A 16,809-nucleotide genomic window follows, 5' to 3' on the forward strand; every position below is an offset into this window, starting at 1 on the left:
CCGTTATGGACGGACCCGTCCTCGAGTGAGTCATGCGAGTGGTAGTCGCCGGAACATTCGGGCCGATCCACGACGGGCATCGAACCCTGTTCGAGCACGCGCTGCGCTTCGGCGAGGATGGCGTCGTCGTCGCGCTGACGAGCGACGACCTCGCCGTCGAAACGCGCCACGAGCCACGTCCGATTCCGACTTTTGCTGAGCGCGTGCAGGCAGTGACCGACGAGATCGACGCCATCGACGACTGGGATCGGGACGTCGAGATCCGCGAACTCACCAGCGAACACGGCATCGCCGCCGAGGACCCTGCGATCGACGCGCTGGTCGTCTCACCCGAGACGGCACCCGAACTCGAGGAGATCAACGCACGCCGCCGAGAGCGCGGTCTCGAGCCGCTGTCGGGAATCGTCGCGCCGTACGTCCTCGCCGACGACGGCGAACGGATCTCCTCGACCCGGATCGTCAACGGCGAGATCGACGAACACGGCACCGTCCGCGAGTGAGACTGTGAGCACGGCGATGTGCAACGCCACTCCTCGAAACTGGGTGATGACACAATAGTAATGCGTACAGAGATTGTCTGTCGAGCTAATGAGTTCGGACCGACGGCCGTTGTTGTTCGTGCTGTTTGGCAGTGCGTTGCTCGTCACGCTGGTGATCCATCTCTCGTTCGTCCCGCGATACTTCCCCGAGGAGGTGTTCATGACCGGCTTGGCACTCGTCGCCGGCTGGGTGACCTACGCGCTCGTCTTCTATGCGGCCGGGCGACTCCGCTCGAACCCACAGGAGTTGCCGAGCATGCGAACTGCCGATATCGGGATCGCGCTCTTTCTCGTCTCGCTGTTGCTCGGGGCCGCACTCGACGCGTTCGGCTTCACACCGGAGGCGATCCTCGAGGCATACGTCGTGCCCGCGCTCGGGATCTACGTCGGCCTCGCGCTGTTGGGCTGGTCGATCGGTCGCCGGACGGAAGCGATCAATGCGATCGTTCGACGGTAGGTCACGGCGATTCGTCGTCGGCGTTGGCCACGAACACGGGGATCTCACCGAATCGAATAACGTGATCGGTCACGCTCCCCAGTGCCATCCGCTGGACGCCGCCGCGGCCGCGGGTTGCCATCACGACGAGATCGACGCCGACCTCGTCGGCGTACTCGAGGAGTTCGTGTTCGGGCGGGCCCTCGAGGACCGTCCCGGTCACGTCGAGACCCGCCGCGTCGGCGCGCTCGACGATCGAATCGACGTGCGCTTGGGCGCGACCCCGCATCGCCTCTTCGGCGCTTGCGGCGTCGCCGGGGAGCCGTAGGTCACCGAGTGGCCCGGTATCGGCGACACAGACGACGTGGACCGCAGCGTCGTGAATTGTTGCGAGTTCGATGGCCGTCTCGGCGGCCGCCTCGGCGTGGTCGCTGCCGTCGGTCGGAATCAGAATCGTCTCGAACATCGTACGGCCGACTACAGCGAGAGTCGTCAAATCCCTGCCGAATGGGGTCGCCACAGACCGTCGCGGCGGCGACCTCGACAGCGAAGGCGAACACCGACGGCTCGAGCGCTGTTACAGGAAGCTGTCGAGACTGAGCCGTTCTTTGGCGAACTTCGCCAGCATCGGGATGTCACTTGGCTCGAACAGTCTCGCGATCGCCGGGATGTTCCCCCGATTTGCGTTCGCGAGCGTGTCGTTGTCGAGGCGACGAAGGTCGGCCATGAACTGGTCGTATCGCTCGTTGGGGGCGAGATAGAGCAGTTGCGTCATCAACAGCCGTTTTCGCTGGTTCGGCGCGACGTCACGATGCCAGAGGGTGTCGTACACCTCGAGGTTTTCGGCGGTCGGCTCGAGGTTGCCGTGTTTGAGACAGCTGTCGACCGTCGCGGCCGCTGCGCGCCCCGACTGCATACACTTCTTGATTCCCTCGCCCCAGAGTGGATCGATCGTCGGAACGGTGTCGCCGATCGCCATGAATCGGTCGGTGTGCATCGTCTCCGGCAGCTGGATGTGGGCCGAGCCACGGTGTTGTTTCCCCTCGAGTCGCGTGGCGTTTCGGAAGCGCGGGTCCGTCTCGACCCAATAGGAGAGATAATCGTCGATCGAGAAGTCGTCACGTGCGTACTGGTCGTGGCTGCTGTTTTGAATGTAACAGAGGCCGACCTTGGCGGTGTCACCACCGGTGTGGAAGATCCACGAGTAGCCACCGGGAGCAATGTTGTGGTCCAGTCGCAGCATCATCGCATCGGTGAGGTCTGCAAAGCCCGGGCGGTCGATGTCGATGCCCTCGAACTCGTACTCGATACCGATCGCGTGGTTCTTTCGTTTGAGATCGACGACGCCGAGTTTCTTCGCGAGCGGCGCGGCCGGCCCCGTCGCGTCAATGATGATCTCGCCGTAGACTTCCTCGTCGCCGTTGTACGTGACGCCGACGATCTCACCGTTTTCCATGATCGGTGCGGTGACACGCGCGTCGAATCGGTACTCCGCGCCATCGGCGCGGCTGTCCTCAACGAGGAACCGTTTGAAATCGGCGAACTCGAGGACGGCACCGGGCTGTTCGTTGACGTAGTGGTTCGTCGGCGACTCGAGGACGACGCTGTCGGTGTACTGCATCACGACATCGTCCGGAATCCCGAACGAGGCCATCATGGAGGGGAACGTGCCAGCAGTCGATTTGTTGCTCTGGCGCGGGAACTCGTCTTCGGACTCGGTCTCGAGGACCACGACGTCGTAGCCTCGAGCAGCGAGGTCACGTGCACACTGGCCGCCGGCCGGCCCGGCACCAGCAATGACCACATCGTAGCGGTTGTTCATAACCCTGTGACTATTTCGGAACCATATTAGTTTATTCAGTCACGACGGCGTGTGAGTGGACGAACATGTGCGGTGGTTTGTATATAATTCCCGCCGTTCGGCGGCTCCGAGACCCGTTACTGGGTGTTTGAATACGCTACCGCCAGTTGTGATGTCATGTCTTATCGCACGATCGTGACGGGAACTGGAGCCCGGCGAACGATCCGTTCTGCGACGCTGCCGAGGAGTACCCGCGAGACACCGGCTCGGCCGTGGCTGCCGACGACGAGGCGGTCGACGGCGTGGTCGTCGGCGTACTCGACGATCGACGCGGCAGGGTGGCCGACCAGCAGTTCGGTCTCGACCTCGCAGTCGCGTTCTGCCGCGCGCTCGTGGGCCTCGTCGAACAGGGCGGTCGCCCGCTCCCGACGGCGCTCACGCATCGCCTTCCGCCCGAGGTGTGCGAACTCGCCGTACTCGCTGCTGGAGAGATCGAGCACATGAACGGCGATGATGTCGTCCGTGGGATGGGTCTCGAGTGCGTACTCGAGAGCGTTCCACCCCGGCTCCGAATCGTCGAGCGCGACCACCAGCACCATACACGCCAGTAGCGGCGGTGGCCACTTCAGTCTCGTCCTCGACACACAGCTGCCACGACGGTCTCGCTCGGGCGGCTTGCATGGCCAACGGGTGCTGTAAGGAACGTGGACTGAGTATGCTAGTGATAGCCTACCACAATGAGTACGAAAACACCACAAAAGGCCGACATTCTGCGACCCATACAGAACACGTCAAAGACGTACTTCGTACTGGTCGCAGTTGCCGGAGCGCTCTTTGGGCTCTTTCTGCTCGGCTGGCTCTATCAACTGTATCAGGGGATGGTCGTAACCGGGTTGTCGGACTGGGGGACCGGAGGTGGGGTGACGTGGGGGCTGTACATCGGTGCGTTCATCTGGTGGGTCGGCATCGCCCACGGCGGAATCATCCTCTCGGCCGCCGTTCGGCTGCTCGGCATGGAGCGGTATATGCCGGTCGCCCGGCTGGCCGAACTGTTGACGATCGCCGGCCTCTCCGCGGCGGGGTTCTATATTATCATCCATCTGGGCCGACCCGATCGAATGGTGACGAGCGTGCTCACACACTACCATATCACGGTCCACAACTCGCCGCTGGTGTGGGACGTGACCGTCATCACGGCGTATTTTGTGTTGACCGCGACGTATCTCTCGCTGACGCTCCGGTACGATATCACGCGACTGCGCGGTGAGTTGCCCGACCGTCTCGACCCGTTCTACAGGTTCATGACGATCGGCTACTCAGAGAACGAGGACGAAGTCGTCGAGCGCATGGTCTGGTGGCTCGCACTCGCCATCATCATCATGGCGCCGCTGTTGCTCCACGGCGGCGTTATCCCGTGGCTGTTCGCCCTGATCCCGTCGATGCCCGGCTGGTTCGGGGCCGTTCAGGGCCCGCAGTTCCTGACGATCGCGCTCACCTCTGCAATCAGCGGCGTGATCTTGCTCTCGTATGGCTTCCGGTGGGCCTACGACTGGGACCACATCATCACCGACGACATCTTCCGCGGACTCACGCTCTGGCTCGGCTTCTTCTCGATGCTGTTTCTGTGGCTGCAGCTCCAGCAGATGGTTACCGGCTCGTTCGCCGCACCCATCGAACTGGCGGCCGTCTGGGAGGCGAACTTCGCGAACGTACTCTACCTCTTTGCGATCGGCCTCGTCCTCGTGACGCTCGCCTACATCTTCGCACAGGCGATCCGCCCCGCACTGTTCAGTAAGAAACGAGCCGTCGTCGCCAGTCTCGCGATCCTCACTGCAACCCTCACCGAAAAGATCCTCTTCGTCGTCGACGGCCTGCTTCACCCGACGTTCGAGATCTACGCTGCAACACCCGGCGTGTACGTGCCGAGTCTGATCGAGATCATGTCCGTCATCGGAACGATCAGCATGGTGATCCTGTTTTTCCTCACGGTCGCCAAGGTCGTTCCCGTCGTGGAGTTACACGCGATCGAGCACTTACAACAGGACCATGAGGGCGAACATGGACCCTCGAGCGACGACTAACCCTAGCCTCGAGTCTCCTCGCTCGCGTCGACAACGCCACGTGTGATCGACTCCAACCACGCTGCTCGATCCGGTGCCTCGAGCGCTGCCGAGGCAGCCCCGGCCGCATCGACGCCACACGCGAAGGCCTGCTCAACGTCCGCGGCCGTCCGGATGCCACCGCCGACGAACACCCTCGTGTGCGGGTTCTCGGCGTCGACCATGTCGACGAAGGCCGCGATTCGCTCGGGATGTGTTCGGACCATCCCCGACTCGCTGGCGATGTCGTCGGGGCGCTCGAACAGCAGGCAGTCGGGATCGAAGGTGAGCGCGGCCCGGCCCTGTTCGCGGCTGTTGACACAGACGATCGACTCGAGGCCGCGGTCGGCACAACGATCGACCGCGCGGGCGACATCGGCGAAGGTGGCCTCGTTCTGTGGATGGTTGATGAAGACGCCGTCAGCGCCGGCGGCGGCGACCGCCTCGTACGTCGGCTCCCCCATCACGGCGTTCTCAGCGAGCGTCGCGGCCTGCGCGACCACTGGGAGCGCCGTTCGCTCGGCGACGAGTCGGAGATCCGTGAGCTGTGGGGCAACGACGAATCGACACCCCGTCTCGTCTCGGACGCGCTCGATCGTCCGGGCGAGCGCGAGCCCCTCCTCGCCGATCGTTTCCGTAGCCGTCTTGAAATTGATCAGGAAGTACGGATACTCGAGTGCCATCCGCCGCGGTCACTCGGAGTAGCCTTCCTGAAGAAACGCGCCTTCGGTCTCGTAGATCGAGACCAGTTCCTCGAGGAACTCCGCGTAGGTTTCGTCCTCCTCGCAGTGGTTGTCGAGTCGTTCTTTCAGGTCGTCGCTGATCTCGATTGTGTGGGTCATGGCTGTCACGAAGCAGTTGCTTCGGTCGTACTATCGCCGGCCGTCATCAAATAGGTCGGGGCAGGAAAACTGACTCAGATGAGAGCGATGACGTCTGGTCAACGCCCACCATCGCCGACGACGTCTCGGCCGGCATGGGACGGGCTGGACGTTATCCGAGTCGTCGTGAAAGCAGACGGTATGGACACGACACTGACTGACGACGATGTCGGCAAAACGGTCGTCGACGCAGCGGGGAAAGAACTCGGCATCGTCGCGAAAGTCGACGACAATCGCGCTGCCGTCGATCCGAACCCTTCGATCGCAGAACAGGTGCTCGCGTCGCTGGGTATCGAGGGCGAAGACGAAGAAGACTACGTCGTCACGGAGTCGATGCTCGAGTCGATCGGCGACGAGATCGTTCTTCGGGGAACGATCTGAGCCGGCCAGCACTGCTGGCAGTGGTCCTCACGACGGTGCCAACCGCAACTCGCTAATGAGAGCGGGTCCCATGACTGTGCATGAACGTCACGCCAGGACCAACGGCGGTGCCACCGGCAGTCAGGGAGGCGATGGCAGACCCGCAGCCGAATCCGGATATCGAAGCCGCATTCGCGGATCGCTACGCCGATGTCTGTGCGAAACTCGAGACGATCTACGACACGTCCCACGACGTCGTCGTCCCCGGCGGCGAAGGCATCCTCGGCCTCGAGGCGGCGATCGCCTCGCTGGTCGCACCCGGCGACCGCGTGCTCTGCATTTCCAACGGCCTCTACGGCGACGGCTTCGCCGACTTCGTCGAATCCTACGACGGCGAAGCCGACCTCGTTTCCGTGCCATACGACGAGCCCTACGACCTCGAGGCCATCGCAGCAGCGCTCGAGGCGGCCGACGACGGCGAGCCGTACACGCTGGCGACGATGGTCCACTGCGAGACGCCGACGGGGACGCTCAACGATCTCGAGCCCGTGCTTGACCTGCTCGACGACCACGACGTGGTGAGCGTCGTCGACGCCGTCTCCTCGCTTGGCGGGACGCCGGTGCCGACCGACCGAATCGACGTCTGTCTCGGTGCGTCACAGAAGTGTTTCAGCGCCCCACCGGGGCTGACGACGGCGGCGATCAGCGACCGCGCGTGGACCGCGATGGACGCCCGCGAACCGTCGTCGCTCTATACGAACTTCCTCCCGTGGCGAGACGTCTCCGAGGGGTTCCCGTACACGCATCTGAGCGCGAACGTCGCCGCACTCGACGTGGCACTCGACCTGCTTCTCGAGGAGGGCCTCGAGGACGTCTACGCGCGCCACGAAACGGCCGCCGAACGCTGTCGCGAGCGCGGGGCCGACCTCGGCCTCGAGTGCTATCCCGACCCCGAACGGTGTTCGCCGACCGTGACGGCGTTTCGGCTGCCGGGCGAGGCGAAACGGGTCCAACAGCGAGTCGCCGACGAGGAGGACGTCGTGCTGGCGACCGGCCTCGGTGACATGGCCGACGACATCCTTCGAGTCGGGCATATGGGGTACAACGCCGACCTCGAGACGGTCGACCGAGCGATGGACGCCCTCGAGAGCGTCCTCGAATAGCCGACACTGGCCGATCCAGTCGGCTGCCTCGACGATGATTTTTTACTGTGTCGTGTCACACGTGTTCATATGGCAAAAGAAGGGCAGATCGCGGTGATCCATTACACTGCCCGGCTCGTCGACGGCCCCGAGTCGGGAGCGATCGTCGATACGACGGATGTCGACGTCGCACAGCGCGAAAGCATCTATCACAACCATCGAGACTACAAACCACTCGAGTTCCGCGTCGGCGACGGCGGCGTTGCACCGGTGCTCGAGGACGCCGTGACGGACCTCGAGACGGGTGAGACACGAACCGAAGTCGCCGAGCCCGAACGGGCTTTCGGCGAGTACGACGAGGATGACGTCCACGAACTCGACACAGAGGCCGTCGAAGAGTTGGTCGGTGAGGTGCCCACAGAAGACAGCCTCGTGACGACTGCAGACAACCGGACGGGATGGGTAACGGCCGTCGATGACAACCGCGTCGTGCTCGATTTCAACCACGAACTCGCGGGCGAACGCCTCGAGGTCGAGGTCAGACTGCTCGACGTGTACGGCGAGCCGGGCGACGACAGCCCGAAAACGTGGGAGAAAAAGTACGGGAAACGACAGTCGGACTGACTACTCTTCGACGGTCACATCGACGCCATGGGGTTCGTAGGCGTTGAGGCAGTAGCCGCCCATTTCGTAGGGGAAGCTGTCGTCTTCGACGGTAATCTGGCCGTCGTCGATGTCCGAGATGTCCCGTGGCTGTGAGCGACCGTGTTCGTCGGTGGCTCGAGAGACGAGCGTGTAGTCGCCGGGCTCTTCGGGGTCCCACATGTAGCGGAACTGTCGCCAGGCGTAAGGACCGTTGTCCTCGCCGAAGAACTCCGCGTTCTCCCAGGTCTCGCCACCGTCGTCGGAGATTTCGACCTCCGTGACCTCGTCGTCACCAGCCCAAGCGACGCCGATGACCTCGATCATGCCGTCTTCATCCCGTGGCGAAACGGTGTCGTCGATGCCGGGGTAGCCGATCAACGATTTGACGGTTTGGTCGTAGATGTACGGCGGAACCTCCATCTCCCCGCTGTCTTCCATATCCATCTGTTCTCGCGTATCGAACTCGTCGATGGACTCGACGCGGATCGACTCCTGACCCTCGGCGAGGATGCGGTAGGAGTTGTGCTGCCAGTGGAGGTAGTTCTCGTAGTCGTCGGTCTCGTACTCCTCGAAGAACAGTTCTTCGTCGTCGCCCATCATCATCCGTTCCATGACCTCGATCTCCGAGAGCCATTTGACGTTGTTGTTGCCGTACCAGCCCGGGACGACGACACGAACGGGATGGCCGTGTTCGGCGGTCATCTCCTCGCCGTTCATCTCGTAGGCGAGGATGCAGTCTTCCATGACCTTCTGCATCGGAATCGACCGAGCGAAGACGCGCTCGCCTTCGGGGTGGTCGTCGCCGGCGAACATAACCCACATCCCGTCGCTCGTGTCGGCTCCGTACTCTTCTAAGACCTCACTGAGCGGCGCACCGGTCCACTCGGCGTTGCCGACTGCACCGTAAATCCACGGGTTGCCGCCGATTTCCGGGTCGAAGTACGATCGGCCGTTACCGGAACACTGCATCACGTGGGTGACTGTCTCCGTCGAGAACTCCTCGCGGAGTTCTGCCATCGTGAGTTCCGTCTCCTCGTCGACGAGTCCGCCGAGTGAGATTTCCCACTCGTCTTCGTCGATCCGTGGGGCCAGATAGTGGTTTCGGATGTAGTGTTCTTCGGACGGTGTGATGTACTCGGTGTACGTCTCTCGTTCGGCGGCTTCCGCGTTCTCCGGGTCCGCCGAGTGGATCAGCAAGCCAGGGAACTTCTCCTCTAAGTACTCTCGGTCACCGGGTTCGGGGTCGCCGTCGGCGTCGTCGTCCGACTCGCCGTCGTCGTCGGCCTCTTCCTCACCGGCACAGCCAGCAAGCGCGACGGTCGCTGCGGTCCCGGTTGCCAGCATAAACCGTCGCCGATCGAGAAACCGTCGGCGGCGGTCGTCTCTCGTTGATTGGTCGGCCTGTTCGTCTCGAGTTCGGTCGGTTGTGTGTTCTGATGACATAATCACTCTTCGACGTATATTTCTCCAGCCATCTGTGGGGTGTGTGGTGTACAGACGTACACGTACTCCCCCGCGACTTCGAACGTGTGCTCGAATTCGCCCCCCTCCTCTACGACCGCGTTGTGGTTGTCCCCGTCATAGGAGGTGAACGGCTCCGCTCCTTCCGGGTTTTCACACGCGTTGTCTGCGTCCGGATGCGACGTGACGTTGTGTCCGGGGCTGTCGAAGTACCACGTCACAGTGTCTCCCACCGCGATCGTGAGCTCTTCAGGGTCGAATTCCCAGTCGCCGTCCGGTCCAGCGATCACTTCGTGTTCGTCCGACTGTTCGTCGTCCGTCTCGTCGTTCTCGGTGGAGTCGTCATCCGACGCGTCAGCATCATCGTTGAGACAGCCCGAGAGTGCAATCCCACTGATGGCACCTGCGTATTTCAGATATCCACGACGACTGCGTGTCTCTTCAGCCATCTACATGATCTATGGTGTCAGTTCACAAAGTAGCCGAGATAGCAGCCAGATATTCCGGTATATAACCCCAAAATATTGTACAACGCAGTAATTGAAACCACATTCGGCTAGTATACCAGTGAATATTACTGATATCCAGGACGGAGAATCTCTCGCCCAGTCCGAAAAGACAGCGAGAAACGGCTCGATCTCGTCGGGTGTCCCTCGAGCAGGAATAAAAGAGTGAGTTGGCGGGCCGGATCAGTCGAGTGACTGCTCGCGCCAGGTCGTCCAGTCGTACAGTCGCTCGAGTTCGCCACCCTGCTGGCGGATGGCGACGGCGGTGTTGAAGAGGAACGCGGCGACCAGTGTCGTCCCGACGATCCAGGTCGCGTCGGCGAGGGCGCCGTAGCCGGCGAGATAGCCCGTCACCAGATCGACGAAGACGATCCCGGCGACACAGAGGATCGCCGGCAACAGGTGGCGAGTGAGCGCGGCGAGCGTCGTCCCCTCGTGGACACGGACGGCCTGAACGGCATAGAGGAGCGCCCATGCGGAGGTGAGCACCCAGCCAGCCGCGACGACCGGACGCGTCCAGTCGGCACCGGCGAGGAACGTTCCCCACCACGCGGCGACGAAGACGGCGATGACGGCGTAATCAGCCCACGCGGGGAGCAGTCTCGAGCGACCGTTCCCGGTCCGTTCGGCGTGGTACATCGCGCGGATCGCCAGCGCGAAAAAGAGGATGAAAAACAACATGGCACCCTCGACGAACACGGCGAGCCAGTCGGCCTCGAGCAACAGCGTCCCGACACCGGCGACCGCGTAGACGATCGCTGCACCGATCCCGGCGAAAAGATACCACTGTGCGTCGCTGACATCGGCCGCGAGGATGTCACGGACGTAGACGAACGTGTAATACAACAACACGACTGCAGCGATCCCGATCACGAGGTACGCGAACAGGTGGCCGATCGCGACCGTCGTTTCGGGATCGCTCGCATCGAACGTGATCGTCGGGGCGAAGAGACGCATGGGTACGGGTGACTGGACACTGGGATCCATAAAACCTATCACCAAATTACCGCCGTTCGGGAACAGAACCAAACAGCTCACTGACTGCTGTCCGACAGTATAACCCGTCGGCCCACTAACGGGTAGCCAATGACGCCTCTGGAACTGCGCGAGACGATCCCCGCACTCGAGACCGGCACGTACCTAAACTGGGGTGCTGGCGGCCCGAGCCCACGTCGTGTCGTCGACGCAGCCGAATCGTGTCTCGAGACCCACGAGTACGAGTCGCCAACGACCGGGGGGGATGTACCCCGCCGCGTTCGACGTGTACGACGACGCGCGAACGGCCGTCGCCGGGCTGCTCGGTGCCGAACCGACCGACATCGCCCTCACGGAGAGCACGACGGACGGGATCAACCGCGTCGCCACGGCGATCGACTGGGACGAGACCGATGTCGTCGTCCGGACCGACCTCGAGCACTCCTCGGGCATCCTCCCGTGGCAGCGCCTCGAGCGCGAGTACGGCGTCGACGTCCGGGTCCTCGAGACCGAAGCCGGACGACTCGATCTCGAGGACGTGCACGCAGCGGCGGATGGGGCAACGCTGTTCTGTGTGAGTTCGCTCACCTGGACCCACGGCACTCGGCTCCCGGTCGCGGACATCGTCGACATCGCCCACGACGCCGGGGCACTCGTGCTCGTCGACGCCGTCCAAGCACCCGGACAGGTCCCGATCGACGTCCGGCAGTGGGGAGCCGACTTCGTCGTCGGCTCGGGCCACAAGTGGCTGGTCGGCCCGTTCGGCTCCGGCTTTCTGTACGTGCGAGCCGGCCTCGAGGACGAGCACGAACTCGTCCCCGCCGCGATCGGCTACCGGAGCGTCGTCGACGCCAACGCCGATGAGTATCGCTACGAGGCCGGCGCTCGCCGGTTCGAGGTCGGAACGGCGAGTCCCGTGGCCCACGCTGGCCTGCTCGAGGCGATCGACTGTCTCGAGGAGATCGGCCTCGAGTCGATCACGGACCGAATCGAGACGCTCACCGAGCAGCTGAAAGCCGGCGTTCCCGACGAGCAGTTGCTGAGCCCGCGAGCGTACGAGTCGGGACTCGTGACGGTCGCCGTCGACGACCCGGAGGCAACCGTCGAGCGACTCGCCGAGCAGAACATCGTCGTCCGGACGCTCCCTGGCCCCGACGCGATTCGGGCGTCGGTCCACGCGTACAACACCCACGAGGAGATCGAGACGCTACTCGAGGCGCTCCGGATGGCCTGAGACACCTCCCGGCCGCTGGGAACAGTGGGGAAGCGGTAAGTGATCTTGCGGTGACGATATCGTATGTTCGAACGCATTCTCGTTCCGACCGACGGCAGCGGCCCGGCGAACGCCGCACTCGAGTACGCCGGCGCGATCGCTGCCGCGGAGAATCTGACCGTCCATATCCTGCACGTGATCGACCCGGATTCGGGACCGGACGAGACGGACGAGCCGATCGCGGACGGGCGCGAGTGGGCAGGCGAAACCGGTAGCCCAGTCATCGATGAGGTCCATACCGGCGAGCCGCGGGAGGCGATCCTCGAGTACGCCGCGACCCACGACGTCGACGCGATCGTCATGGGTACACGGGGCCGACGCGGCGTCGGTCGGCTCCTGCTCGGCAGCGTGACCGAAGCGGTCGTCCGGGACGCTCCCGTCCCCGTCCTCGTCGTTCGGGGAGCCGCGGAGGTCAGGCGAGAGTATCCGCTCGAGACGATCGTCGTCCCGATCGACGGCAGCAGTCACGCCGATGCCGCCCTCGATGAGGCGCTTTCGATTGCGAAAGAGCTGGATGCGACCATTCATCTGCTCTCGGTGGTCGACGTCGCCCCCGTTGGCATAGACGAGCGCGACGATATCCGACTCGAGCAGTTCGAACAGTACGCAGAGTCGGTCCTCGATGAAGGGGTAAAACGGGCCGAACAGCTGGGTGTCGATGCCGAGCGGACGGTCCAACACGGCTCGGCGCACCGACGGATTCGGACCTATACGGACGACGTCGACGCCGACCTCGTCGTGATGGGGACACATGGCCGACGCGGACTCGACCGACTCTTGCTCGGCAGCGTCACGGAACGTGTGTTGCGGACGGCGACGACGCCGGTGTTGACGGTCCATACCGACGAGACGGAGTGAGACGGGCTGCTGTCGGTATGCCAAGCGGACGCAGCCGTCCACGTCCCCGGCCGCCATCGTGACGATCACGTCGAGTTCTACGCCGATGACCGGTGGACGGCGTTACTCGCCATCGATCGACGGTTGCGCGTCCGTGACCGCTTCGACCATCGTCTGTCGCTCCTCGAAGTACGCCGGCGCGTCGTGGTCGGCTTCGAAGTGGACCACCCGTTCTAACGCCGCGTCGGCGTCATCGACCGACGACTGTAACTCTGCGGCGAGGTCGGTGTAGCCCGCGGCCAACTCCTGAAAGAGTTCCATCCGCGTCTGTTTGGCCTCGACGAGCAGCTGTTTCTCTTTGACCTCCCGCTCGAGGGCTTCGAAGGCGTCGATATCGGGATCGCCGCTGTCTGGTCCAGCCGGTGTCGACGGGCTGTCGGGGCCCTCGACTGTTTCCGTGTGTGCCTCGAGTTGGCCGCGGAGTTCAGCCATCTCCGTATCGATCTCGGAGAGCAGGTCGTCGGCTTCGGCACGCATCGTCTCGACGCGTCCGGAGAGGAGTCCAGCCTGAGTCTGACAGTAGTCGACGAACTCGTCGACCGACAGCCCGGCTCCAGTGTCGTCGCTCATAGCTCCCCATTGGGGCTTCCAGCCGAAGTCAGTTTGGACCGCGTCGGTCAACCGCTGTTAGCACACACCGTGCTATTTGCCTTTCAGACTCGTTAAGTTCGTTCGGCCACTGATGCATCCATAATGAACCGAGCAGCGAGTCCGCAACCGATGTCGCGACCAGCCACCACCAACCCATGAGCAAAGACTACATCGAGGTACGGGGGGCAGAGGAACACAACCTCAAGGATCTGGACGTGACGATCCCTCGAGAGGCGTTTACCGTCGTCACCGGGCTCTCCGGTTCCGGCAAGTCCTCGCTGGCGTTCGAAACGATCTACGCCGAAGGCCAGCGCCGCTACATCGAGAGTCTCTCGGCGTACGCCCGGAACTTCCTCGGGCAGATGGACAAACCACAGGTCGAGACCGTCGAAGGGCTCTCACCCGCGATTTCGATCGATCAGAAAAACGCTGCGAACAACCCTCGCTCGACCGTGGGAACGGTGACGGAACTGCACGACTATCTCCGACTCCTCTACGCCCGCGTCGGCACTCCCCACTGTCCCGACTGTGGCCGCGAGGTCGGCGAACAGTCGGCTCAGAACATGGTCGAACGCATCCTCGAGCTCCCCGAGGGAACCAAAGCCAAACTCGCCGCCCCCGTCGTCCGCGACCAGAAAGGGGCGTTCGAGGACCTGTTCGACGAACTGGTTTCGGAGGGGTACGCCCGCGTCGAAGTCGACGGCGAGGAACACGATCTCACGCTCGAGAAACCGGACTTAGACGAGAACTTCGATCACACGGTCGATGTCATCGTCGACCGCGTGAAAGTCAGCGCAGAGGACCGCCCGCGGATCATCGACAGCGTCGAGACGGCCCTCGAGGAGGCCGAGGGCGTCTTGAAGGTGATCCTCCCCGAGGCCTCCGAAGCGGTCGCCGCGGATCTTGGCGAGGAAGCCCGCCAGACGGGCGCGCTGGGCGATGAGTCTGCTGATGACGACCGCTTCGTCGTCGAGTTTTCGAAGGATCTGGCGTGTACCCACTGTGGGATCGACGTCCCCGAGATCGAGACGCGTTCGTTTTCGTTTAACTCGCCCCACGGGGCCTGCCCCGAGTGTGAAGGGTTAGGCGAGACCAAGGAAGTCGACGAGAGCCTCGTCATTCAGGACGCGTCCAAGCCGCTCAAACACGTCTTCGAACCCTGGAGCTACAACCGGTCGTACTACCAGACCCGGCTGGATGCCGTCGCAGCGCATTTCGACATCCCGCTGTCGACACCGTTCGAGGAGATCGACCCGGACATCCGGCAGGCGTTTCTCTACGGCACGGACGACGAAGTCGTCTTCAAACGACAGACGAAAAACGGCACCCGGCGCAAGCAAAAGCGCTTCGAGGGCGTGATTCCGAACTTAGAGCGACGCTACCTCGAGACCGACTCCGACTCGACGCGCGACCACATCGAGGACTACATGTCGGTCACGGAGTGTCCGGCCTGTGACGGAACTCGGCTGAAGCCCGCGAGCCGAGCCGTGCTCGTCGATGACACCTCGATCACGGCGATCAACGCGATGAGCATCGGCGACGCCTTAGCGCACTTCGAGTCGATGGAAGCCGACCTCACCGAGCGCGAGAAGGTGATCGCCGAGGAGATCTTAAAGGAGATTCGCTCACGACTCGGCTTCATGTGTGAGGTCGGCCTCGAGTATCTCACGCTCGACCGAGAGGCCTCCACCCTGTCGGGCGGCGAGAGCCAGCGCATTCGGCTGGCGACACAGATCGGCTCCGGCCTCGTCGGCGTGCTCTACGTGCTCGACGAGCCCTCGATCGGGCTTCACCAGCGAGACAACGACCGGCTGCTCGACACGCTGGCGGAACTGCGTGATCTCGGCAACACCCTGATCGTCGTCGAACACGACGAGGAGACGATGCGACAGGCCGACAACGTCATCGACATGGGGCCCGGGCCGGGCAAACGCGGCGGCGACGTCGTCGTCAACGGCTCCGTCGAGGAGATCAAAGCCTGCGAGGACTCCATCACCGGCGACTATCTCTCCGGCCGCCGGCAGATTCCCGTGCCCGACGAGCGCCGCGATCCCGACGGGGCGCTGACGATCCGCGGGGCGCGCCAGCACAATCTGGACGACGTCGACGTCGACATCCCGCTTGGCAACTTCACCGCGATCACGGGCGTCTCTGGCTCCGGGAAATCGACGCTGATGCACGAGGTGCTCTACAAAGGTCTCGCCCGCGAGATGAACGACAACACGAGCGTCATTCCGGGCGACCACGACGCCCTCGAGGGACTCGAGGAGATCGAAACCGTCCGCCTGATCGACCAGTCACCGATCGGCCGCACGCCACGGTCGAACCCGGCGACGTACACGAACGTCTTCGACTACATACGGGAGCTGTTCGCGTCGACCAAACTCGCGAAACAGCGCGGCTACGAAAAGGGGCGGTTCTCCTTTAACGTCAAAGGCGGCCGCTGTGAGGAGTGTGGCGGGCAAGGAACGGTCAAAATCGAGATGAACTTCCTTTCGGACGTGTACGTCCCCTGTGAGGAGTGTGACGGCGCACGCTACAACGACGCCACGCTCGACGTTACCTACAAGGGCAAGACCATCGCCGATGTCCTCGAGATGGAAGTCGAGGAGGCATACGAGTTCTTCGAGTCCTCGAGCCAGATCCGCCGCCGCCTCCAACTCCTGAAGGACGTCGGACTGGGCTACATGACGCTCGGCCAGCCCTCGACGACGCTGTCCGGTGGGGAGGCCCAGCGGGTCAAACTCGCCGAGGAACTCGGAAAGAAGGACTCCGGTGAGACGCTCTACCTGCTCGACGAGCCGACGACGGGTCTGCACAGCGAGGACGAGCGCAAGCTGATCGACGTCCTCCACCGGTTGACCGACAACGGCAACACCATCGTCGTCATCGAACACGAACTCGACCTCGTGAAAAACGCCGACCACGTCATCGACCTCGGCCCCGAGGGTGGCGAGCACGGCGGCGAGATCGTCGCCACCGGCACGCCCGAAGAGGTCGCCCGCCTCGAGGACTCCCACACAGGCCGGTATCTGCGCGACCTGTTGCCGAACGTGGATCTCGAGGGGCCACGCGGCGAACGCGTCGAGCCCGTGACGGCACCGATGGACGACGATTAAGCGGTCCCCGGCACGGCCGTCGGTTCACTGCGGATCGTCTACAGGCGGAGCAGGCCGAGTGCCTCGGGGCTTGACCCCGAGGGT

The 16,809-nt window shown here is 63.3% G+C and carries 17 protein-coding genes and 1 pseudogene; 9 read left to right on the forward strand and 9 right to left on the reverse strand.

The window, feature by feature from the left end; translation table 11 throughout:
* Positions 1–32 precede the first annotated feature (32 nt).
* The gene (locus tag C495_RS04665) at positions 33–500 is read left to right on the forward strand and encodes a phosphopantetheine adenylyltransferase (RefSeq protein ID WP_008160483.1); all 468 of its coding nucleotides are present in this window, start codon (positions 33–35) and stop codon (positions 498–500) included.
* Between the two features lie 88 nt (positions 501–588).
* Entirely contained in the window at positions 589–996 is a 408-nt protein-coding gene (locus tag C495_RS04670) for a hypothetical protein (RefSeq protein WP_008160485.1), read from the forward strand.
* Between the two features lies 1 nt (position 997).
* On the opposite strand, the gene C495_RS04675 is transcribed toward C495_RS04670, so the two are convergent.
* The 3 genes from C495_RS04675 to C495_RS04685 all read right to left on the reverse strand — a co-directional run bounded on the left by C495_RS04675 (position 998) and on the right by C495_RS04685 (position 3,375).
* Positions 998–1,441: a universal stress protein gene (locus C495_RS04675; RefSeq protein WP_008160487.1), complete on the reverse strand. Its 444-nt coding sequence runs from the start codon at positions 1,439–1,441 to the stop codon at positions 998–1,000.
* A gap of 111 nt (positions 1,442–1,552) precedes the next feature.
* Positions 1,553–2,797: a digeranylgeranylglycerophospholipid reductase gene (locus C495_RS04680; RefSeq protein ID WP_008160489.1), complete on the reverse strand. Its 1,245-nt coding sequence runs from the start codon at positions 2,795–2,797 to the stop codon at positions 1,553–1,555.
* A 161-nt stretch (positions 2,798–2,958) separates the two neighbouring features.
* Positions 2,959–3,375 carry a universal stress protein gene (locus C495_RS04685; RefSeq protein WP_008160491.1) on the reverse strand — a complete coding sequence of 139 codons (417 nt, stop codon included), beginning with the start codon at positions 3,373–3,375 and terminating at the stop codon, positions 2,959–2,961.
* A 138-nt stretch (positions 3,376–3,513) separates the two neighbouring features.
* Here C495_RS04685 and nrfD point away from each other — a divergent pair, with 138 nt between their 5' ends.
* Positions 3,514–4,857, forward strand: a complete 1,344-nt coding sequence (gene nrfD, locus C495_RS04690; protein WP_008160492.1) for an NrfD/PsrC family molybdoenzyme membrane anchor subunit — start codon at positions 3,514–3,516, stop codon at positions 4,855–4,857.
* A 2-nt stretch (positions 4,858–4,859) separates the two neighbouring features.
* On the opposite strand, the gene C495_RS04695 is transcribed toward nrfD, so the two are convergent.
* Positions 4,860–5,558 carry a triose-phosphate isomerase gene (locus C495_RS04695; RefSeq protein ID WP_008160493.1) on the reverse strand — a complete coding sequence of 233 codons (699 nt, stop codon included), beginning with the start codon at positions 5,556–5,558 and terminating at the stop codon, positions 4,860–4,862.
* Positions 5,559–5,567: 9 nt separating this feature from the next.
* Entirely contained in the window at positions 5,568–5,717 is a 150-nt protein-coding gene (locus C495_RS18040; RefSeq protein ID WP_008160494.1) for a DUF7557 family protein, read from the reverse strand.
* Positions 5,718–5,897: 180 nt separating this feature from the next.
* Here C495_RS18040 and C495_RS04700 point away from each other — a divergent pair, with 180 nt between their 5' ends.
* The 3 genes from C495_RS04700 (at position 5,898) to C495_RS04710 (ending at position 7,882) form a co-directional block, all read left to right on the forward strand.
* A complete protein-coding gene (locus C495_RS04700) occupies positions 5,898–6,137 on the forward strand; it encodes a hypothetical protein (protein WP_008160495.1) in 240 nt (79 codons plus the stop codon).
* A gap of 80 nt (positions 6,138–6,217) precedes the next feature.
* Entirely contained in the window at positions 6,218–7,279 is a 1,062-nt protein-coding gene (locus C495_RS04705) for a pyridoxal-phosphate-dependent aminotransferase family protein (RefSeq protein ID WP_049890143.1), read from the forward strand.
* Between the two features lie 69 nt (positions 7,280–7,348).
* On the forward strand, positions 7,349–7,882 hold the full coding sequence (locus C495_RS04710) for an FKBP-type peptidyl-prolyl cis-trans isomerase (RefSeq protein WP_008160499.1): 534 nt from the start codon (positions 7,349–7,351) through the stop codon (positions 7,880–7,882).
* On the opposite strand, the gene C495_RS04715 is transcribed toward C495_RS04710, so the two are convergent.
* The 3 genes from C495_RS04715 to C495_RS04725 all read right to left on the reverse strand — a co-directional run bounded on the left by C495_RS04715 (position 7,883) and on the right by C495_RS04725 (position 10,827).
* Entirely contained in the window at positions 7,883–9,346 is a 1,464-nt protein-coding gene (locus tag C495_RS04715) for a sulfite oxidase (RefSeq protein WP_008160501.1), read from the reverse strand. It lies immediately after the preceding gene.
* A gap of 2 nt (positions 9,347–9,348) precedes the next feature.
* Positions 9,349–9,813, reverse strand: coding sequence for a cupredoxin domain-containing protein (locus tag C495_RS04720; RefSeq protein WP_008160502.1), 465 nt, complete (start codon positions 9,811–9,813; stop codon positions 9,349–9,351).
* Positions 9,814–10,053: 240 nt separating this feature from the next.
* Positions 10,054–10,827 (reverse strand): hypothetical protein, encoded by a 774-nt coding sequence (locus C495_RS04725; RefSeq protein WP_008160504.1) that lies wholly within the window; start codon positions 10,825–10,827, stop codon positions 10,054–10,056.
* A gap of 129 nt (positions 10,828–10,956) precedes the next feature.
* Between C495_RS04725 and C495_RS04730 the strand changes: the two are divergent.
* Positions 10,957–12,079, forward strand: a pseudogene (locus C495_RS04730) (aminotransferase class V-fold PLP-dependent enzyme).
* 63 nt (positions 12,080–12,142) lie between these two features.
* Complete coding sequence (locus tag C495_RS04735) at positions 12,143–12,976, forward strand: universal stress protein (protein WP_008160507.1); 834 nt, start codon at positions 12,143–12,145, stop codon at positions 12,974–12,976.
* Positions 12,977–13,078: 102 nt separating this feature from the next.
* Here the strand turns inward: C495_RS04735 and C495_RS04740 are convergent, their stop codons facing one another.
* Complete coding sequence (locus C495_RS04740; RefSeq protein WP_008160508.1) at positions 13,079–13,585, reverse strand: hypothetical protein; 507 nt, start codon at positions 13,583–13,585, stop codon at positions 13,079–13,081.
* A 176-nt stretch (positions 13,586–13,761) separates the two neighbouring features.
* On the opposite strand from C495_RS04740, the gene uvrA reads away from it, so the two are divergent.
* The gene (gene uvrA / locus C495_RS04745; protein ID WP_008160510.1) at positions 13,762–16,725 is read left to right on the forward strand and encodes an excinuclease ABC subunit UvrA; all 2,964 of its coding nucleotides are present in this window, start codon (positions 13,762–13,764) and stop codon (positions 16,723–16,725) included.
* Positions 16,726–16,809: the final 84 nt, after the last annotated feature.

It is taken from the genome of Natronorubrum sulfidifaciens JCM 14089 (assembly GCF_000337735.1).
GTDB classification, from domain to species: Archaea; Halobacteriota; Halobacteria; order Halobacteriales; family Natrialbaceae; genus Natronorubrum; species Natronorubrum sulfidifaciens.